We start from the raw sequence: 20747 nt of genomic DNA on the forward strand, positions 1-20747 counted from the left end.
AACAAAAAGGAGCGAGTCAAATGTCAAAAGTTTTAGTTTTTGGTCATCAAAATCCTGATACAGATGCAATTGGAGCAGCGATTGCATTTTCATATTTGCAAAATCAATTAGGAGTAAACGCTGAGCCTGTCGCTTTAGGCACGCCAAGTGAAGAAACACAATTTGCACTAGATTACTTCAAATTAGAGGCGCCTCGAGTGATCACATCGATCAAAGAGGAACAAGCAGATGTCATGCTTGTCGATCATAATGAATTCCAACAAAGCGTGGTAGATATTGCGGAAGCTACGATTCTAGCAGTAGTTGACCATCATCGTATCGCCAACTTTGAAACAGCGAATCCATTGTATTATCGTGCTGAACCAGTGGGTTGTACAAGTACGATCATTCTAAAATTATTTAAAGAAAATCAAATTGAGATTCCGAAAGAAATCGCTGGAATCATGTTATCAGCAATCATTTCAGATACATTGTTGTTCAAATCACCAACTTCAACAGAAGCAGATCAATTGGCTGCAAAAGAGCTAGTTGAAATCTCTGGTGTAGACTTAGAAGCGTATGGTTTAGACATGTTGAAAGCAGGTACAAATCTAAGTGATAAACCAGCAGAAGTATTACTTGATCTAGATGCGAAAAGTTTCCCTATGGGTGAAGCAAGTGTTCGTATCGCTCAAGTCAATACAGTTGATCTAAATGAAGTAATGGATCGTCAAGCTGAACTTGAAACTGCTATGCAAACAGAGATCGCGACGAATGGGTATGATCTTTTTGTTCTTGTTGTAACAGACATCTTGAACAGTAACTCAGAATTATTGATTGCTGGCGAAAGAAAAGAACAAGTTGAACAAGCTTTTGGCGTGAAGTTAGAAAACAATCGCGCATTTTTACAAGGGGTCGTTTCACGTAAAAAACAAGTGGTACCTCAATTAACAGAAGTTTTCAATTAGGCAATGAGATTGGAAGAAGGGAGTGGGAGTGTAACCAGTTGACTGGGACCTCCCGCTTTTTTCATTCAAGGTGTCACATAGAAAGCAGGTAAACAGATATGCAATATTTTTATTCTTTAGAGAACGAACGAAAACTAATTGAGCATCCGCTCTTCCAACCAATGATCGACTATTTGATCGAACAAGGCTCACAAGAGGTCATTTTACGCCAACTAAAGAAAGCATTTCCCCAAAAGAAAATGGTACACTTTCTTGATCAAATGATCGATAGTGGCTTGATCATCCGAGAAAATCGCCGTTACCGCTGTGCTTTTCCGGTCTATGACCAAGGAGATTTCCAAACAGAGATCAATCAACTGACTAAAGAATTGATCAATGAATTAATGAAACAACCGGAACACCGCAGAAATCTCTTCTTATCAGAAGAAATTTGGGATTTCTGCCATGAAACAACGTCTGCTTATTTTTATGCCACTACTTTTTCAGTTCCTACGATTGTGCGGTTGGAAGCAGGAAATGAGAACTATCGCTTTGTAACGCTCAACCAAGGAGAGAACGTGGTTTCTTTACCAACGTATTTCCATCTCCAAAAACAGCAAACCCCACTATCTGAGGAATTTCAGGCTCTAGGGCAGTTGATTGGCGATGTGAATGAAACCTATTTTTTTGACCAAATAGAAGTGATTATCGAACGAATTTGTGAAAACAAATACAAAAAACGCCGTGAGTCGATTTTTTTAGATGCCTTATTATTAGCGGGGGTTGTCGTCCAACAGGAGCAATATCAATTGCTCTTGCCTGTAACAGAGGATAGGAATGACGCATTGCTACAAAAATATGAACCTTCAACGGAAACACCAATGCGAGCCGCCTTTATTAAAGAACAAGCGTTGGTCGAAGTCATGCGGCAATTGGATTTAAAATCTTATTCTTATATCAAGAAAATATGACCTCGACAATTGTTGGGGACCCCACCGACTAAAACCGGAAAAAGTGAGAACAGAAAGAACTACTTCGAAAAATCAGGCAGCATCCACAAAAATTAGAAAATAATTTTTGTGGATGCTGCCTGATTTTTCGAGACTAAACACTCCTGTCCAGATCTCATTGGGATCATGCTGCTTGACGAAAATGCCACATCATATAAGCCAAATTCCCAATAAACAAGATATCTAGAATATTACTAGTGATTTGGATATTGGCAGAATTGATCGATGGCGCAAAGGCTAGGATGAATAGTGCTACGAGACTATAGCAAAAACAGAAAAAGGTGCTGGTTTGTATGACCATCGGCATTCTTAATTGCTTGGTGATCAATGAAAAAATAAAGAAAGTAAATATCGTTAAAATCACAACTAAACCGTTAATAATGAAGAAAAAAAGTGAATCTTGATTAACCGTATAGAGCATAGCTGTTAAAAGGTTCAGTGATTTCAGTATCACGAAAATAACATTTACTTCATTAAATGTATTCATCTTTTTTTTAGCAAAATAGGCGGCGAAACATAACGAGAAGATAAGGCCGCAGAAAGTAGAAAGAATCAAGAAGGTTGGGTTGTCAGTCGATTGATTCAGCTCGGAATGGTCAAGCAATAACCAGCCAAATGAATTGCATGGGATGCTTGAAGTCTTAAAATAAGCATAAAAGAAAAAAAGTAAAGCATTCAAAACGGCAAAAACAGATCCCCAATGTAGATAGGTCGTTGTTTTTTGTTGTATTTCCATAAGTACTCCCATAAATTTAATGATATACAATATAATAACAAAATGATGAGGAATTGTCGATGGTTTTTAATAAAACAAATAAATAGACGATGGTCGGATGAAATAAATTCATCGAATCATCGTCTGTTTTGTGAATATTCATTTCACATTGCTTCGACGTTTGCGCACTTTCTTTGTCCAGAATCCGCCAGAAATATATTTTGGTTCGTAGGAGATAATAAAAGCGCGTTCTTCAACTTCTTTGATCAAGCGATAAAGCTCACGTTCACTTTTACGTGGAGATAAAATCTCTAGGACTAACCGTTCACCTTCTAAACCAGTTGCTGACGTTTGAGTCACTCCAAACCCATTTTGTCGAAGAATGATCGGCAAATTTTTATCCTCTGAAGTATTTGCTGGTAGGATCGTCGTTACCATGATATATCCTAGTGCTAATTTATCCTCAATGGCAATCCCAACACTGATACCAACAGCATAGCCTAACGCATAAACGAACAAATTCAATGGATTATCTAAGCGGTCTAAAACCAGCGATAAACCAACGATATAAATAGTGATCTCAACCATACTAACTAATGGAGCAATGTAGCGATAGCCTTTCATGGTCAACATAAAGCGTAGGGTATTTAATGTGATGTAAGCGAAATTGATGAAAAAGATCATCGCTAACATTTTTGGATCGAACATAATAAGAACTCCTTTCAGTAGCGTCTATGTTCATCATATCAGAAATAATGCGATTAAAGAAAAGAATAAACGTTTATTACTTTAAAAAAATGATAAAATGATTATAATAGAATTATAAAGAGAGTCAGGTGAGCGCGATGAAGCGAATGAACAGGGTCATTGGAGTCAGTCATATATGTAGTATTTTTCTTAGTATGTATTTAGGGACCCATGCGATCCAACAACCCATTGAAGCGAATTCCTTGTTATTCCCAATCTCACTAACTGATGGGGTAATATTAAGTATTTTTCTTTTTCTAATGGTGTTTATTGGTAATATTTTTGGTAGTGTGGCTAGCTTCTTTAAAATGTCGATTTCCCCAGCCTTATCCATAGGATTAGGAACCATAGGAATATTGGCCATGTTATTCTTTGTTAAAAGGATGGATTTTTATACTATTACATTTGGGCTACTATGCCTTGTACAAGTCATGCTAAGTTTATGGTTGTCTTTACGGTCAACCAATCTAATGAAAATCAGGTGAATCAATCAGTGAATCCAATTATTTTGAAACGAACCATCAAAAACATACCCGTATTAGAAGTTGTCCAAAAAGAGTTGAAGACAGAGAAAATCCCAGTAGTGATCTACTATCATGGTTGGCAGACAAGCAAGGAGCTTGTATTGACTCAAGGTAGAAAAATGGCTAAAAAAGGGATGCGAGTTTTGCTTCCAGATGCGATGAATCATGGCGAGCGTAAACAACCCGTTTCAAAAATTCCTTCCTTTACTTTTTGGAGTAGTATCTACGGGAATCTATTCGAGTTTGATACATTGATCGAACATCTAAAAAAACGTGAACTTCTTTCAGATAAATTAGCTGTGGGTGGTGTGTCAATGGGTGGAATGACCACTTGTGCATTGCTAGCCAAACACCCAGAAATCACTGGCGGAATTTGTTTGATGGGATCACCATCACCACTTGAATATGGTCAAGAAATCTCACTTAGAGCACAAGAATTCCAGTACAAGTTGCCCGTTGACTACTTTGATTTGATTTCTTGGGTCAACCATTATGATCTATCTTTACACCCAGAAAAATTAGCAGGTCGTCCTTTATTTTTCTGGCATGGTGAAAAAGATGAAAAGATTCCTTTTCGACAAGTGTCTAAATTTGTCGAAAAAAACCAAGATAAGTCTTATGGTAAGGGAATCGTCTTTCGTGCTTCTTCGGAAAAACGTCACATGGTAGAAGTCCCATTGATGGATGAAGCAGCGGATTTTTTGAGCCAAATGATGGCTGTGTCTATATAGTAAGTAAGAGGTCTAAATAAATAAAACGTCTATCAAAGAGAAATTTTTTTCTTTGATAGATTTTTTTTTCAGAACTACTTGAGAGTTGCTCTTTTTTAGCACAAATCTTTGCTATAATGACTATAGTTATGGAATTAGGCATGGAAGGGGAGATTTTATGCCAACATTGGCAGATGTAGCTAAACGAGCAAATGTCTCAAAAATGACGGTTTCTCGGGTGATCAATCATCCAGAACAAGTCACTGATGAGCTAAAGGAACTAGTTTTTACAGCCATGGCTGAATTGGATTATCGTCCAAATATTGCAGCAAAAGCGTTAGTTTCGAACCGTTCACAGATCATCAAGTTGTTTATTCTTGAGGAAATCGATACCACGGAGCCCTATTATATGAATCTACTCATGGGGATTGCTAAAAGGATTGGTAAAGAGCACTATTCCTTGCAATTAGTGACCAACGATGCTTTTGACGTTGGCTCCTGCGATGGTTATATCATCACTGGCGTGCGTCAAAGAGATTTTGATTGGATCAATCGTCTAGAAAAGCCAGTCGTGCTATTTGGTGAAAATCGTATGGGCTATGATTATGTTGATAGCGATAATCAATATGGAACCGCCAAAGCGACACAATATGCCTTAGAAGTTGGTTATCAAACGGTTGTTTATATCGGCATTGATGAAGCAGAACCTTTTGAACTATCTAGAGAAGCGGGCTATCTAAAAGTGATGGAAGAGGCTGGGCTAACTCCGAAAATGCTGCGTTTTGATAATCACTCCACCACACCAGAAAAATATATCACAGAACATTGGGACGAATTTTCAGATAAAACGTGTTTTGTTTGCAGTTCTGATCGTTTAGCGCTTGGTATCGTTCGTGGCATCACACAAGTTGGCGGACAGTTACCCGATCAATTTGGCGTTATTGGTTTTGATGGCGTATTTCTTGATCAAATCAGTTCCCCAAAACTGACTACCGTTAAACAAGACATCATTCGTATGGGGGAAGTGTGCGGCGAAATGTTATTAAAGAAAATTACTGAAAAAGGAGCAAGTCAAGGATACCGTCACTTTTTCCCAGAATTGATCATTCGTGAAACGACAAGAAAGTTAAATAAGACTAACGCTTAGCTATAGAAAATAGACGATTTGTGCTATTATAAGAGAAAGTCCACTGAAAAAGGATGGTTTACATGACAGAAATCAAACGAAAACATTTTCGCTTTCCTGCATACGATGATCACATAGGTGTAAAGTTAAAAAATGAAAATAGGCGTGTGCTGTTTGACGGACAAGATGATCTGATGACCGATACAAGCGACAAACCATTGTTCGAGCAAATCAATGAATTTCATTTTGAGGATTATTCAAAAAATGAAAAAAATCCTCATTCGACAGTCAATGTTCGGCATGCTTCAACACAAAAAGCAAATCTAGCAAAACATAAACAAAATTTGCCAGACTATAGGCAGAGTAAAAAAACACAAACCAAACGAAACAGTCAGACGAATTTTGGCTATACTCGTCATGCCAGCCCTTCAGAGCAAAGATCAACACAAGAAAAAACAAGCCAATCACGAAGTGTATTCAATCGTTCGGGAAGAGAACGTTCTTATTTTGTACCTAAGTACGTACCCGCTTCGATCATTCCTGATCCGAAGAAAAATAAAATCTCTGAAGAAGAATTGCTCGCTTCGATCAAAAAAGAAAAGAATGCGTATCTTTTATTTGAAACAGAAAATACACCCTATGATGGAAAACAAGGTGTAACAATGAACCAAGAGAAAAGTTCAAGTAAGAAAACTCATGGAGTATTAGATCGTTCGTTGGAAGGCCTGATCAATGACCAAGGTAATTCCTTGAAAGGCAATGGTTATTTCCAATAAGTAGTGACTGCTCAAGTATGAGAAAAAGTTGTTCCTTCAAACATTCAGACACATAAGAAACAAGCAGGACTTGTGAAAAAATGTCTGGGTGTTGGAGCGGAACAGCTTTTTTTTGACCGACTATATTATTGCAGTAGAAAGGAACAGAAAAATGATAAATAGACCCTCATCAATGAAAAGGTTTGGTTTTACTTATGAGACCCCTTATCCGCAATTGATTGAAGAAGATACGATGGTACCAAAACCTGGCGAACACGACTTATTGATCGAAGTTGTAGCACTTTCAATCAATCCTATAGATACGAAGCGAAGAGAAATCGTCAAAGAAGAAACATTCACTGTGCTCGGCTATGATAGTGTGGGTTATGTACGGGAAATGGGCGCGGCTGTAAAAGGGGTTGAGCTGAATGACCGTGTCTATTATGCAGGAACGACTCAACGCGAAGGGAGTCAACAAGAGTATCAAATCGTTGATGCACGGATCGCTGCAAAAGCTCCTAAGAATCTTAGCGACGAAGCTGCTGCAGGGATTCCATTGACTGCACTCACTGCCTATGAATTGCTATTTGAAAAATTTCAGTTAGTTCCTCAAGAAAAAGCAAATGAAGGGAAAGAGCTTTTGGTGATCAATGGAGGAGGTGGCGTTGGTTCGATCATGACGCAACTAGCGAAGTGGACGGGTATGAAAGTGTATGCAACTGCTAGTCCGCAAAATTTTGGATGGCTTGAAAAAAATGGCGTAGATGTTCCGATCGATTACCATCATTCTATCTATGACCAATTAAAATTAGCTGGGAGCGATGGTGTTGACTATATCGCAGTGTTGTATGATATTGAAGCCTATCTACCAGAAATAAAAAATATCATTCAACCTTTAGGGCATATCGGAATGATCGTCAATACACAAGCGAAAATCGATTGGAATGAATATAAAAATGATTCAATCAGCTTCCATTGGGAGTATGTTTTCACGAAAACCGATCATAATAAAGAAATCGCAACACAAGGCACAATCCTAGAGACATTGACAAAGTTATTTGAAGAAAATAAACTTCATAGCCACGTAACAACTGTTTACTCAGATGGTATCACCCGAGCTTCCCTTGAACAAGCGATGAAGTTGGTGAAGGAAGGTAGCCAGCAAGGCAAAGTCGTTTTGTCAGGTGGGTTCAAATCCACCGGTGGAAAAATGGCTCGATAAGACAAGTAGTAAGAATGACTATAAAAAAGCAACTGTGGCTGGAACATGGTTTCTCTCGCACTATCTAAAACCAGATAAACGGCGAGAAATAAACACTTCTGTTCCGACCTCAGTTGCTTTTTATGGTAAGAGTTCAATCTATATATGAATCTTCCACAGGTTCTAATTGATTGACTGTTGGGGATGGAGCTGTGATTTTTTTGAAAGGATTAGCGAAGCGGAAGTACTTCACTTTATTCAATGTATAAGATAAAATTGAGCAACTCAAAAGAGTATAGGCAAAATGCGTAAAATCCAAATACAACAAAGACACAACTAAAATCCCAAACGTGATAACAAATAGACTTTTCCCGATATTCACATGATAATATTTTTCAATTGCTTGATAAACGATATCGGTGCCGCCAGTGCTGCCCCCAAAACGAAAAACTAAGCCACAACCGATTCCCGAAAGAATGCCAGTCATTAGACTATTCACTAAAAGATTTCCAACAGCAAAGTGGACATTTAAATTTTCCCATACATGCAAGAAGAAGACCAGAGAAAATGTTCCGACGATCGTTCGAATAAATGCATGTTTTCCAAAAATAAACAAGGAAATCAGCAATAAAGGTAAATTTATAATCAGTGAGGTGATGGAAGGCGCAAAGCCAAATAAATGATTAAGTAAAAGAGCAATTCCTGTGACACCACCGTCAGCTAATTTTGAAGGGAGATTGATTCCGGTTACCGCTAATCCATAAAGAGCAGCCCCAAAAATAATTCCACATAAGTCTAATAAAAATTTTACTTGTTTCATCTCTAACCTCTTTTCTTTTTGAAAATTTTCAGCAATCTTTATATTACACTGAATGGCTCTATAAATTCAATAGGTAAATAGAAAAAAATATACATAATGAAGTGTATTTAATTTTGGTCAATCATTCCTTGTAAAACAATCTTTTAAATCAAAAATGATTCTATGTAAAAATATGTATTGCATAATTTAGGGATAAAAAAATAGTGAATAAAATAGTGTGATAAATAAAAAAATGTATTTAAATATAAAAAAACATAAATTATTTTATTAAATTTAACGATTATGATGTTAAAACAACCGATTTTTACTTTTTTGGTCACTGACACACAACTTAAAGTATAATAATTATTGAACAAGCCAGTAAACAAGTATCTCCCCCACGAGATTTTAAAAGTTACTGGCTGTTTTTTTTTGTTCAAAATTCCAACTTCTCCTTTACAACGAGAACAATTGTTCGTATAATAAAAGAGCGAACAATCGTTCGGTATAAAATAATAGAGGTGATCAGAGATGCAATCAATGAGACGTTTTGGTGCGATGTTGTTGATTTTATTTTTTGGAATTATTATAGGTAATTATGGGTTACAAACAGCATTATTGATTTTTTTACCTTCGTTTGTATTATGGTTTGTGATGTGGGATGAAAAAAAGTATCGACAAAATGAACGAAAACGCAGGTATGAAGAAACCTTCTATCAACATAGAGCTACGTACGATTCAAAATAACTAAATACAAAAACAAAACTTGCAATCACTTCTCACCATCTAGTCGATTGCAAGTTTTTTTTTAAAACAACTTAGTTGGGGATTTACTTCGCTATGTTTATACTTAAAGGAGAACAGAAAGGAAGGTCATATGAATACGTTTATCGAAACGCTCAGTGAGAGAAAAGAAGAGTTATTCGCAGCAACATTTCAGCACTTATCTATTTCATTGATTGCATTATTGATTGCCGCAGTGATTGCGATCCCACTTGCTATTTGGGCAGTCAACCATAAAAGAATGGCAGAATTTTTGTTACAAGTAACGAGTGTGCTGCAAACTATTCCCTCACTTGCACTTTTAGGATTATTGATTCCATTTGTAGGGATCGGCACTTTACCGGCGTTGATCGCCTTGATCTTATACGCCTTATTACCGATATTTCAAAGCACTTATATAGGATTAGCAGAAATCGATCCATCAATCGAAGAAGCAGCAGTTGCTTTTGGGATGTCTCGTTTTCGAAGATTGATCAAAGTAGAATTACCCATCGCGCTGCCTGTCATTATCTCAGGTATCCGTACTGCGTTAGTATTGATCATTGGTACAGCAACATTAGCAGCCTTGATCGGTGCTGGCGGGCTAGGAACATTTATCTTACTAGGGATCGATCGGAATACACCTGTTTTAACTTTGATCGGCGCAATCAGCTCCGCCTTGTTAGCTATTGTTTTCAGTAGCTTGATCCGTCTATTACAACACTTGAAACCTCGTTATACGATGATCACTTTAGGCTTGATTTTGACTTTAGTCGCAGGTGCTTCCATTTATCAAACTGGTTTCTTGAAACAAGAGAAAATCACGATTGCCGGTAAGCTTGGTGCAGAACCAGATATATTGATCCAGATGTACAAAGGATTGATTGAAGAAGAAACCGAGGCGGAAGTCGAATTAAAACCGAATTTCGGTAAAACCAGTTTTCTATTCAGCGCTTTAGAAAACAAACAAATTGATATTTATCCTGAGTTTACTGGAACAGTATTAGAGAGTTTGGTTACAGTTCCAGAATCAATCAAGGACCAAAAATTAACAAAAGAAGAAACGTATCACGAGGCCAATAGACTGTTAAATGAACAGTTCTCAATGACACTTTTAAGTCCGATGGCTTATCAAAACACATATGCTCTTGCTGTTAAACGTGACTTTGCGGATGAGCACCAATTAAAATCAATTTCTGATTTAGCTAAAATCGAGAATCAAATGAAGGCAGGGTTCACGTTAGAATTTATCGACCGTGCGGATGGGTACAAGGGGATACAGGAACTTTATCAGTTAGATTTTCCGAGTGTCCAAAGCATGGAACCTAGTTTGCGTTACCAAGCAATAAATAATGGTGATGTCAATGTAGTTGATGCCTATTCTACCGACAGTGAACTGAAACAATACGATTTAGTCGTCCTAGAAGATGACCGAGGCTTGTTCCCTACCTACCAAGGCGCACCATTGATGAATGAAGATTTTGCCAATGATCATCCAGAAGTCGTGGCAGCTTTAGAGAAACTTAGCGGCAAAATAACGGAAGAACAGATGCAAACGATGAATTACCAAGTAAATGTCGAGAAAAAACAACCAGCTGAAGTGGCACGACAATTTTTGGTTGACCAAGGTTTAGTGAAGGAGGGTAACAATTGACCGAACTGATTGAATTTAAAAACGTCCAAAAAACCTTTAATGACAAGTATGCAATTAGACAATTAGACCTTTCGATCAATGAGGGAGAGATCTTTGTATTGGTAGGTCCTTCGGGAAGTGGAAAGACAACTTCACTAAAAATGATCAATGGACTCTCTTTACCAAGTGTCGGTGAGGTATATTTCAAAGGTAAATCATTAAAGGACTATAACTTGCAAAAAATGCGTTGGCAAATGGGATATGTCTTGCAACAGATTGCATTATTTCCAACGATGACTGTCAAACAGAATATCGAAGTGATCCCTGAAATGTTAGGCTGGGAAAAACAGAAACGATCCGAGACTTCGGATCAGTTACTGGCAAAAGTTGGTTTAGATCCTGATATCTATCGTGATCGAATGCCACAAGAATTGTCTGGAGGAGAACAACAGCGTGTAGGGATCATTCGGGCGTTAGCAGCCAATCCTGAAGTGATCTTGATGGATGAGCCTTTCAGTGCGTTGGACCCTCTATCAAGAACTTCCTTGCAGGAGCTTGTTTTATCACTTCATAAAGAATTAGGTACGACGATTGTTTTTGTTACCCATAATATGGAGGAAGCAATTAAACTAGGGGATCGCATCGCTGTGATGAAAGAAGGGGCATTGATCCAATGTGATACACCAGAACAATTATTGATGCATCCTAAGAATGACTTTGTACGTAGTTTCTTCGAGGAATCGATCCAAGAAAAAGATCAGACAGCTGAACAACTTGTACTTGCTGGCTTTTTTGAGAAAGAGATCACTGAACAACGAAGAGTGGTTCAGCTTGATACACCACTAAAACAATTATTTGCTCAACTAGAAGCAGTCGAAACAGTCAACATCTATAAACAAGAAATTCCGATTGGATCGATCTCCAGAGAACATGTCTTTGCATTTCTAAGTGGGAAACAGAGTTGATTTGGATGTTTTAGACAGGTGAACCCTGACTTATTTAGATAACTAGACACAAAGAAGTAGTGGTTCAATAAAAGTTATTTAAAAAAATATTAGAATAACAAATAAAGAAATGATTGAATAAAGGCGTTGATTTTCGGATGCTTTTATTCGATCATTTATTATTACAAATATTATTTAACTGTAAATTAAAAATATCTCATGTTATCTTCATTTTTCTTATAGACATAAGACGATTTATATTTTAAAATTATGATTAAGTAATAGTACATATATTTTTGTTGAAATCTTATTTCAATGATAAATCTAAATGAAAATTGAATAATCATATAAGAAAAAAATGGAAAAATCACAGACGGGGTGTTATTTTTTTGTTTATTACTGTGCTTTTTTATTAGATTTGGGGGAGTAAAATGAAAGGAATATTAAATAAACAAAGTACAAGGCAATTAGCATTATTAGAATTGCTATGGGAGAATGAATGGTTGACCGTATCGAAAATTGTCCAAGTCATCGGGGGAGTCGAAAAGACGATACGAACGGATATCAAACATTTAAATGAAATAATCAAACCGCTTAAAATTGAAACATCTTTTAAACACGGGGTTTTCTTGGATAAAACACTTGGGGTCTCAAAAACACATCTTTATTCTTTGTTTTTGCAAAACTGCATCGAATGTCAGATCATCGAAGAAATTTTTATCAATCCAAAGCTTTCTAAAGGTGAGTTATGTGATTGCTTGTTTATCTCAGAGACACAGTTGAACCGCTTGTTGGCCAAGCTAAATTCAGTTTTAGAAAAATTTTCAATACAGATCAGTCATGAATTGACGATTGAAGGTTCAGAGATAAATATTCGTAAATTATTTGCTAGTTTGATGTATGAAAAATATCTTTCTGCGGAAACGCTTCTTTTAAAAGAAGAGTTTGACCTGATCGATCGATTGATCCAATGTTTTTATGAGGAAAACATAACGATCATTGAAGCGAATGACCAACATCATTTTTTATTAAATAAAATACATTTAAAAGTACTAGCTGCGCTATATCGATGCAAGCAAGGCGCTTTTATAGAAAAAAAAGCAACTGTTTTTAACTACAAAACCATTTTGAATGACGAAGAATTAAAACGTAGATGTAAAGAATCTTTTGAAATTGAACTGAATGAAGACATATTATACAATTTATTTGCCAACTATTGCGAACCTTTTAAAGTGACCGGAGCTTGCCAACAGTTTGGTATGTTTCAATCATCCTTACATAGTAAAATTGAACGACTGATCAAAGATTTATCTCAACGATTTAATATCGAGTGTTCCCATAGTGATACATTGATTGCAGACATTTTATGGAGTAGTTATCGAATCACTGGACCGACTTTCATATTGAACAATGTGATTGAAGAATTTGTTTTAGAATTAATGGGTGAAAATCAAACAATCATGTTTGAATTAAGAGAGTGTTTTGCAGAAATATATGAAGAACTTGAACTTAAACCGTTTGATAAGAAAAATATGGTGTATCAATCGATCTATAGTTTGGTTACACAGTGGTCTGATTTTAGGATCGAGATGAAAAAGACCCATCAGATCAAGGCTGCATTGATCTTGGATGTTCCCATTGGTCATTTGCGTATGTTGAAGGAAGAAATCGAAATGCATTTCAGAAGTACGTACTCCGTTGATATCTTGTCACCATTTGATCTGTTCAGCCAAGTAAAATTAGAAAAATATGACTGTGTGTTGACAGATGTTTGTACAATCCGAGGGTCCATCGAACAACCGAGGGTGATTGGCATCCCACATTATTTCGATAATGAGTTCATTCACAAATTACATACTTTTATTATAAATAGAAAAGAAAGTATCAAGTTATTTAGAAAAGAACTTGTGATGTAATCTGTTTAATAATCCAATTTATTAGATATGCCTATACTGGCATATCTTTTCTTGTTCTTAATTAATAAAAATGCAAAAAATCATTGATAAATATCTGTTTTGGAAATGGTTATCAATCGAATGATCACTGAAAAAATGAGAGCACCTTAATTTTTTTAAACTATACCAATTTTTTGAATGATAGAATTATTGACATTTTCAATACATTTACCTATAAGTTCTAACGTTATTTTACCAAGCAGTCGGTAGATTGAGATTATTTTTAGATAAATCACTATGTTAAAAATAATGTAGACGTTCAATATTTTTTGTTTGGAGAGGTGGAAACGAAATGAGAGAAATCTTAGATGGACGTTTGAAACGTCAGTTGAAGATTTTGGAAATATTATGGGATACTCAGTGGATGACGACAGCTGAATTAGCCGAAATGATCGAAAGCTCAGAAAAAACAACTCGAAATGATCTTTCACAAATCAATGAGATGATTGCACCGCTGACAATTGAAACCTCCTTTAGATCAGGAGTATTGCTAAAGAAAAATCTGAAAACACCCAAAGCATTCATCTATTCAAAAATTTTGAGTAAAAGTTTGGAATATACCTTACTTGAGACACTATTTTTTAGAAGAGTAAGTTCAAAAGACGATCTAAGTGATAGTTTATACATATCTGAAACACAAGTATCACGTATTATTAATCGAATCAATCAAGTCATCAGTAAATATGAATTTAAAATCAATAATCATCTCGATATTGTAGGTAATGAAGGGAATATTAGAGATTTTTTTTCTGCTTTTTTTGCAGAAAAATATAATTTACCTGAGAATTTAATGAAAGGCGATGATATCTCTCTGATCACGGATATCATCGAAGTATTTGTAAAAGAGAATACGATCTGGGCATTAGTCAATAATGACAATCATTTATTTTTAGGAAATATGAAATTTCATTTATTTATTTGTTTTGTTCGTTTGAAGCAAGATTATCAGTTGATCTCAAGGAATGTACCGTTCATTTTCCAACATTTCGCAAATGAAACAGAACTTTTAGGACGTATCAATGAAAATTTTGCCGTCAGTTTAAGAGAAGAAAACCTCCAACAACTTTTCTATGAGTTTTATCAACCGATTCATCCGACTTTACGATTACAATATTTAAATGTCCAAGTTGATGCAGTAAATCAAAAAAATAAACTAAATCAAGTAATTGAATATTTAGAGAATAAGTTCGGTATAGTTTGTGAGAATCGTGATCAATTGATTCATGATATTTATTGGACAACTATGAATATGGTAAGACCCACCTATATTTTACATAATAAGAAACAAGAATTTTTTCAAAACGTAAAAAGAGATAGTCCCACACTAGTGAAAGATCTTGAAGACCGATTTTTTGAGATTTATCAGACATTAGGATCTGCATTTCATAGCTATCTAGATGAAATGATCCATCAATCCGTCTTCAAGTTGTTGACTTCCTGGTCAGATCTATGGGTACAAGTACGGAAGCAAAAGATAAAACTCCATGTCGCACTATTATTAGATAGTTCTTATGATCATATGCGTATGCTCAAAGAGGAAATCAAATTTTATTTTCGACACAATATCAATATAGAGATTCTCAACCCTGCGACAAAAATACAAAATGATTATTTAAAAAAGTTTGATTGTCTTCTGACAGATATCTATTCCAATGACTATTTTGAAGTGCCTACTCTTGGTATTTCTAACTATTTAGATGAAGCGATCATTGATAAATTGGTCGAGTACTATCACATCAAAGTGGATGAACTTGCTGAGATTTGATCGACTATACAAAAATCAGTTGGCAATTGTTTCAGGATAGTTTATTCGATTCCGCGATATATCGCTCAATTATTTCTTTTGGTGGGAATTATTAAGAAAAGTTCAAACTGATTGGTTAAAATAATATGTTATTTATTTTTTCTTGGTTTCATATGGACTCTATAATGCTATTTTATCACTGTTATATATGGGGTATTGGTCAATTATTGTAAGTCTGGTTTGTATTTGTTACTAAAATAAATAACTATATATTCTTATTTTATTTACCAAACTGGCGGTAAAACTTGGTTTTAAAAGTGCTGGTTTTTTAAGGATAATTGTTTTGTGGGAATCGTGTCGTTTATATTAGGAGGTGAAGGGTAAGATAAAAAAGACGATGTATTACATGATAGGTGTGTTGTTGTTATGCGTTATGAGTCCAACTGTCTATCATGCTCAACAATCAGAAATACAAACAGTTCATGTCGAAGCAACGATCGGTGATTTAGGTAATAGTTCCGAAAATCAAGACGACACAGGGCAGAGTACCCAAAATGAAGAACAGCAAGCTACAGGTCCAACATCAAACAAAAGTAAAGGTTCTTCCTCTAATTTTCCACAAACTGGGGAACGTTTGACCAATGGAATTGCTTTGATCGGTTTATTGCTTACTCTTTTTTCGATAGGATTGTTTTATACATTCAATCAAAAAGAAGAACGACTACAAAAAAATTTAGTGAAATAATATAGATTATTTCAGCAAGGAGAGAAATTCAATATGAAGAAGCTAAGTAATTTAGCAATTGTATCTACAATTTTATTAAGTGGTTTAGGACTTGGTTCAATGAACGCTGCTGCCAATGACTTGGGATGGATTCCTGGACAACCAGACAATTCACCGGGACAAACGATCAAAGGTGATGACAAAGCAGATGTTCAAGTTTCAGGATGGATCGGAGAATGGGATCCAGTTGATCCAGAAGATAAACGCTATATCGATATCACGATCCCAACGACTGTAAGATATGCAAATGCAATGGCAGAAGACGGAACGCCTCAACCAGAGATCGTTTCCCCATTATATGCAATGACAAATAATTCAACTTCACATAGAGTGATGATCGAAGTAGATAGTTTTGCGGAGACAAGCTCAACTGGGATCACTCAAGATTTGTTCTTTACACCATTAAATGAAGCAGCGGTTCGTTTGCAAAGTGCTTCTGGACAGTTCTTGAATACTCGTACTTACTTGACAACTATCGGAACAGGACAAACAAAATCCTTGAAATTTGAAGGAGCAATCACTAGTCCTTTCCAACAAGATGTTATTGTGACACCTGCATACACGATGTCATTCCATTTTTCTGCATTAGCTAACTAATCTTAGCAAAGTTGATAAGTATTCCATTACCTATTTTAGTAGAAAGAGTCTGAATAACAGACTTTTCAGTTATAATTTGAGAAAGGAGGTTGAGAAAAATGGCACATAGTAATAATATTGAAAAAAAGAATCATAGTAAAAAGAAGAGAACTTATATCTTGTTTTCTTTGCTACTCGTATGTCTTGTAGCAGGGATCGGCGGATACTTTTATTTTAATCAATCTCCTCCTCAAGTAGTGGCAGGATTGCCTGATTTAGATGATCATCTGTCAAGATTGAGTAATGAAGATATTTTAAAAGCAATGCAAGATCAAGTAGATAAAGACAAAATGCGTATTCTTTTGAAACATGATATAGAAGTTGATAAAGAAGGAAAAGCGAGTGTCGATGTACGTAATAATGGTCAGAATGCATTCAATATCCAAGTAGAATACTATCTAGCGTCAAATAATAAACAATTGTATAAATCAGGATTGATTCCTCCAAACAACCGAATAGACTCTATCCCTTTTGAGAATCTACCTGATGCTGGCAGTCATGATGTTAGAATTTTATACAATATTTATAACGAAGAAAAATTGGTCAATACAACAACGATCGATGGTACAATCAACATTAGTTGATCGCTGATTGAAGGTAACATAAATAAAAAATGGAAGGCTCTGAAAATAGATTATCTATTTTCGAGCCTTCCATTTTTTTATTTAACTTTTAACTCAATGATAAATTGTTCTTAGTACCAACCGTTAGCTAACCAGAAAGCCTTGGCTGCATCCCAAGAGCCATAACGAGAAGCCACATATTGTTCTGCCACTCTTTCTTGATTGGCAGCAGAGTAGTCACCGTTCAAGTAAGAAGAGTCTAATTGGTAACGGCCGATATAGCGTCCGTTTGTTGCTGTATAAGAACCGCTAGACTCTTTTTGTGCGATCCATTCTTTGGCATCGTTCGTACCAGTTGAAACAGCGACTTCAGTAGCTGGTGCTTGTTCTACAACTGGCGCTTGTTCTACTACAGGTGCTTGTTCCACTACAGGTGTTTCCACAACTGGCGCTGTTTCTTGAACAGGTTCCACAGGTGCTTGAGTAGCGACAGGTGCAGCTGCTTGCTCACCAGTAGGAATAGTTAATTCTTGACCTGAAAAAATCAGGTGAATGTTTGAGATTGAGTTAGCTTCGGCAATTGTTTGGATCAAGGAGTTGTCACCAACGTATTTTTGAGAAATCGTTGATAAAGTATCACCTGATTGAACAGTGTAGGCTTCGTCTGCGTGTGCAGAAGTACCCATAAATAATGCAGCGCCGGCGGCCAAAGTTGTTCCAAAAAGAATAGTTTTAAGTGATTTCATGAAAGATCTCCTTCGTATTTTAAAAAGTTATTTTGATTAGCTGTTTTCGCTAACGAGTAATACTTTACCATGAGGAGACATTTCATAGGTGATAAAAACGTAACAGTTTATGACAAAGCTACCTTTTTTGTAATATTCAACGAAACATATGTAATCGAAAAACGCTTTCTTTCCTTTAATTAAAAGAATGTATGTTCTCTTTTTTTGATGAAAAAAATTAGTTAAGAAAATATTAAGCGGATAATAAATATGTTTTTTTCTATTGTAGAAGATAAAATGGGTGGCTATCTATCAGTCATAATAGCTATTCTTAAGCCTGTTGACGACAATACAAAGGAGTAAATAAAAAAACATGAAGCAAATGGTTGCCCCATGTTCTAAAAAAATCAAATCCCAATTATTGATGTTCTACACGATTGGAGATCATTGGAAAGAATTTCAAACAATAAATAGCACAAATCCCAACAATAATATATATAGCTTTAGCTAAAATAGTCGTAGAGCCGCCTGCAATCGTCGCAACTAAATCAAATTCTAATAAACCGACTAACAACCAGTTCAATCCTCCAACAATCAACAATGTTAAAGCGATCATATCTAATGTTTTCATTGAAATTACCCCTTTCCTATATGACATACTATTATTATAAAACAATTAAAGAATTTGTACTAAAATATTGCCTGTAATTTAATTTATAGTCCTTTCATTTCAACGTTTTATAGAATTTGAAAATTTAAAATAGATATGTCTTGACAATAGACAAGTAAAAGATTAGATTTAGCTGGTTATAAAATAATAATATTTATTAAGGAGAAGAACATGAAGAAAAAATGGATGATTACTGGATTGATTGCATTGTTGCTAGGGGCTATTGGTTATACGGGCACACGGTTTGCAGGAGAAGTTTTATTCTGGGGTGGAGAATCTGATATCACTAAGATCAACGAAAATTTAGAAAAACTTGATCAACAGTTAACAAGCCATGACCAAAAAATCACTGACTTAAATAGTCAATTAGCAATAAAAAATCAAGATCTTCAAAATATACAAACAAAAGCGCAAGAATACCAAACAAAGATCACTGACTTGGAAACGCAAAAAAGCCAATTGGTTGCTGAACATGCAAATTTACAAAACCAATTAACCAGTAAAGAAAATCAATTAAATGACAAACAAATCGAAATCAACAATAAGATCAATGAAATAACTCAAAAAATAAACGAAATCAATACCCTAAATAGTCAATGGAACACTAGACTCCAAGAAATCCAGGGCAAATATACAGAGATGCAAAGTACGGTTAATCAGTTAAACGAACAAATCAGCCAATTAAATCGAGAAAAAACAAATTTGCAAACTGATTTAGCAACCGCGAAGAAACAATTAGAAACTATTTCAGCAGAAAATAGTAATTTGAGAAGTTACATCGCACAATTAGAAAAAGCGAGAAACGATGCAAAGCAAACGGCGGAAAAATCTCAACAAATCGTTGATCGCCAAGTGCATAAGTAGACGTTAAAGATACTTTTTTAGAGTTGTTTTTCCAAGGAAAATCACTTGAAAAACGGAACGTTTGTTCGTATAATGGTGATGAGGGGAGAGATGACAATGGAAAGAAAATATGGAACAGTCTCAAAAATCAGAACGATCAAACTAGGGGAACGACCACTGATCCGTTTTACTTTAGGCTCAGAGAATTGCTTGATTGCTAATCATAGTCTTAATTTTATTGCCGATGTAGATGAAGGAATGAAGATATTTGTGAAAGGCTACTATAATAACCGTAAGCAATTTGTCGTCAAAGACTACACGGTATTAGAAAAACCAAACATTGTTGTCGCTTTTGAAAATAGTCTCTTCCCTAAACAGAAGATCATCAAATGAGAGAACAAAGTCAATGTTCGATATCAAGAACTAATGGATTACTCTTATATAGGTAGAAAAATTGTAAGTTGACTCGATGAACTGCCTTGTTTTTTTAATAACAAACAAAAAAACTCATGGCATAAACCATGAGTTTTACTTATTGATGCAGACGATGGGATTTGAACCCACACGAGCTTACGCTCACAAGACCCTCAATCTTGCATGTCTGCCGTTCCATCACGTCTGCAAGAAACAACACTTTAATCATAGCGAGTAACGAAATAGATGTCAAGATATGAAAGAGGAAAATCATGAATAAATATGATGGGGAATTTTCAATTTTAGGAATGGTGGCAGGCATTATCATTGGATCTGCATTTGGACAATTGACTATGGGGATATTCTTAGGTGTGATTATCGGGATCGCTATGGATTGGGCAGCAAATCTTTGGAACGATCGGCATGAGAAATAAAAGTAAAAAAAGTTGATTTTCATCTAGGATTTCTTTAAAACGGTGGCAAAATCCAGATGAATGGAGTATGATATGGAAATAAATGGGTATAATCAGAAATTTCTAACTTTTTTGAAACGAGGGATTG

The 20747-nt window shown here is 35.6% G+C and carries 23 protein-coding genes and 1 tRNA gene; 18 read left to right on the forward strand and 6 right to left on the reverse strand.

Going from position 1 to position 20747, the window contains the following annotated elements; translation table 11 throughout:
* Positions 1-20: 20 nt before the first annotated feature.
* Positions 21-947: a manganese-dependent inorganic pyrophosphatase gene (locus IGJ39_RS05545; RefSeq protein WP_019724232.1), complete on the forward strand. Its 927-nt coding sequence runs from the start codon at positions 21-23 to the stop codon at positions 945-947.
* Between the two features lie 98 nt (positions 948-1045).
* The gene (locus IGJ39_RS05550; protein WP_195339327.1) at positions 1046-1897 is read left to right on the forward strand and encodes a DUF1803 domain-containing protein; all 852 of its coding nucleotides are present in this window, start codon (positions 1046-1048) and stop codon (positions 1895-1897) included.
* A 163-nt stretch (positions 1898-2060) separates the two neighbouring features.
* On the opposite strand, the gene IGJ39_RS05555 is transcribed toward IGJ39_RS05550, so the two are convergent.
* Positions 2061-2672: a hypothetical protein gene (locus tag IGJ39_RS05555; RefSeq protein WP_019724125.1), complete on the reverse strand. Its 612-nt coding sequence runs from the start codon at positions 2670-2672 to the stop codon at positions 2061-2063.
* A 138-nt stretch (positions 2673-2810) separates the two neighbouring features.
* Complete coding sequence (locus IGJ39_RS05560) at positions 2811-3359, reverse strand: DUF2179 domain-containing protein (protein WP_019724126.1); 549 nt, start codon at positions 3357-3359, stop codon at positions 2811-2813.
* A 137-nt stretch (positions 3360-3496) separates the two neighbouring features.
* Here IGJ39_RS05560 and IGJ39_RS05565 point away from each other — a divergent pair, with 137 nt between their 5' ends.
* From IGJ39_RS05565 to IGJ39_RS05585, 5 genes are all read left to right on the forward strand, one after another.
* A complete protein-coding gene (locus IGJ39_RS05565; RefSeq protein WP_019724127.1) occupies positions 3497-3883 on the forward strand; it encodes a hypothetical protein in 387 nt (128 codons plus the stop codon).
* A gap of 8 nt (positions 3884-3891) precedes the next feature.
* Positions 3892-4653 (forward strand): alpha/beta fold hydrolase, encoded by a 762-nt coding sequence (locus IGJ39_RS05570; RefSeq protein ID WP_019724128.1) that lies wholly within the window; start codon positions 3892-3894, stop codon positions 4651-4653.
* A gap of 157 nt (positions 4654-4810) precedes the next feature.
* Entirely contained in the window at positions 4811-5779 is a 969-nt protein-coding gene (locus IGJ39_RS05575; protein WP_010735724.1) for a LacI family DNA-binding transcriptional regulator, read from the forward strand.
* A 62-nt stretch (positions 5780-5841) separates the two neighbouring features.
* Complete coding sequence (locus tag IGJ39_RS05580) at positions 5842-6534, forward strand: hypothetical protein (protein WP_019724129.1); 693 nt, start codon at positions 5842-5844, stop codon at positions 6532-6534.
* A 172-nt stretch (positions 6535-6706) separates the two neighbouring features.
* Positions 6707-7735, forward strand: coding sequence for a zinc-binding alcohol dehydrogenase family protein (locus IGJ39_RS05585; RefSeq protein WP_438764283.1), 1029 nt, complete (start codon positions 6707-6709; stop codon positions 7733-7735).
* Between the two features lie 133 nt (positions 7736-7868).
* Here IGJ39_RS05585 and IGJ39_RS05590 read toward each other — a convergent pair whose 3' ends face one another.
* Positions 7869-8534, reverse strand: coding sequence for a YitT family protein (locus IGJ39_RS05590; protein ID WP_010735721.1), 666 nt, complete (start codon positions 8532-8534; stop codon positions 7869-7871).
* A 510-nt stretch (positions 8535-9044) separates the two neighbouring features.
* On the opposite strand from IGJ39_RS05590, the gene IGJ39_RS05595 reads away from it, so the two are divergent.
* The 8 genes from IGJ39_RS05595 to IGJ39_RS05630 all read left to right on the forward strand — a co-directional run bounded on the left by IGJ39_RS05595 (position 9045) and on the right by IGJ39_RS05630 (position 17555).
* The gene (locus tag IGJ39_RS05595) at positions 9045-9260 is read left to right on the forward strand and encodes a hypothetical protein (protein WP_010735720.1); all 216 of its coding nucleotides are present in this window, start codon (positions 9045-9047) and stop codon (positions 9258-9260) included.
* A 130-nt stretch (positions 9261-9390) separates the two neighbouring features.
* Positions 9391-10929 (forward strand): ABC transporter permease/substrate-binding protein, encoded by a 1539-nt coding sequence (locus tag IGJ39_RS05600; protein ID WP_019723585.1) that lies wholly within the window; start codon positions 9391-9393, stop codon positions 10927-10929.
* On the forward strand, positions 10926-11873 hold the full coding sequence (locus IGJ39_RS05605; RefSeq protein WP_438764285.1) for an ABC transporter ATP-binding protein: 948 nt from the start codon (positions 10926-10928) through the stop codon (positions 11871-11873). The genes IGJ39_RS05600 and IGJ39_RS05605 overlap by 4 nt, the downstream gene beginning before the upstream one ends.
* Before the next feature lie 410 nt (positions 11874-12283).
* The gene (locus IGJ39_RS05610) at positions 12284-13768 is read left to right on the forward strand and encodes a helix-turn-helix domain-containing protein (protein ID WP_019723587.1); all 1485 of its coding nucleotides are present in this window, start codon (positions 12284-12286) and stop codon (positions 13766-13768) included.
* A 331-nt stretch (positions 13769-14099) separates the two neighbouring features.
* Positions 14100-15572, forward strand: coding sequence for a helix-turn-helix domain-containing protein (locus tag IGJ39_RS05615; RefSeq protein WP_065096555.1), 1473 nt, complete (start codon positions 14100-14102; stop codon positions 15570-15572).
* A gap of 376 nt (positions 15573-15948) precedes the next feature.
* Positions 15949-16296, forward strand: coding sequence for an LPXTG cell wall anchor domain-containing protein (locus IGJ39_RS05620; protein WP_019723588.1), 348 nt, complete (start codon positions 15949-15951; stop codon positions 16294-16296).
* Between the two features lie 33 nt (positions 16297-16329).
* Positions 16330-16932: a hypothetical protein gene (locus IGJ39_RS05625; RefSeq protein WP_019723589.1), complete on the forward strand. Its 603-nt coding sequence runs from the start codon at positions 16330-16332 to the stop codon at positions 16930-16932.
* Between the two features lie 98 nt (positions 16933-17030).
* Positions 17031-17555, forward strand: a complete 525-nt coding sequence (locus IGJ39_RS05630; protein ID WP_019723590.1) for a hypothetical protein — start codon at positions 17031-17033, stop codon at positions 17553-17555.
* Positions 17556-17665: 110 nt separating this feature from the next.
* On the opposite strand, the gene IGJ39_RS05635 is transcribed toward IGJ39_RS05630, so the two are convergent.
* The gene (locus IGJ39_RS05635; RefSeq protein WP_019724622.1) at positions 17666-18280 is read right to left on the reverse strand and encodes a LysM peptidoglycan-binding domain-containing protein; all 615 of its coding nucleotides are present in this window, start codon (positions 18278-18280) and stop codon (positions 17666-17668) included.
* Between the two features lie 397 nt (positions 18281-18677).
* Entirely contained in the window at positions 18678-18890 is a 213-nt protein-coding gene (locus tag IGJ39_RS05640; RefSeq protein WP_010735711.1) for a DUF378 domain-containing protein, read from the reverse strand.
* Between the two features lie 210 nt (positions 18891-19100).
* On the opposite strand from IGJ39_RS05640, the gene IGJ39_RS05645 reads away from it, so the two are divergent.
* On the forward strand, positions 19101-19793 hold the full coding sequence (locus IGJ39_RS05645; RefSeq protein WP_019724533.1) for a hypothetical protein: 693 nt from the start codon (positions 19101-19103) through the stop codon (positions 19791-19793).
* A gap of 96 nt (positions 19794-19889) precedes the next feature.
* Positions 19890-20165: a hypothetical protein gene (locus IGJ39_RS05650; RefSeq protein WP_019724534.1), complete on the forward strand. Its 276-nt coding sequence runs from the start codon at positions 19890-19892 to the stop codon at positions 20163-20165.
* 146 nt (positions 20166-20311) lie between these two features.
* Here IGJ39_RS05650 and IGJ39_RS05655 read toward each other — a convergent pair.
* Positions 20312-20394, reverse strand: a tRNA-Leu gene (locus IGJ39_RS05655).
* Positions 20395-20458: 64 nt separating this feature from the next.
* On the opposite strand from IGJ39_RS05655, the gene IGJ39_RS05660 reads away from it, so the two are divergent.
* The gene (locus tag IGJ39_RS05660) at positions 20459-20620 is read left to right on the forward strand and encodes a hypothetical protein (protein ID WP_019724415.1); all 162 of its coding nucleotides are present in this window, start codon (positions 20459-20461) and stop codon (positions 20618-20620) included.
* Positions 20621-20747 lie beyond the last annotated feature (127 nt).

It is taken from the genome of Enterococcus sp. AZ140 (genome assembly GCF_051714405.1).
In the GTDB taxonomy this organism is placed as follows: domain Bacteria; phylum Bacillota; class Bacilli; order Lactobacillales; family Enterococcaceae; genus Enterococcus_B; species Enterococcus_B pernyi.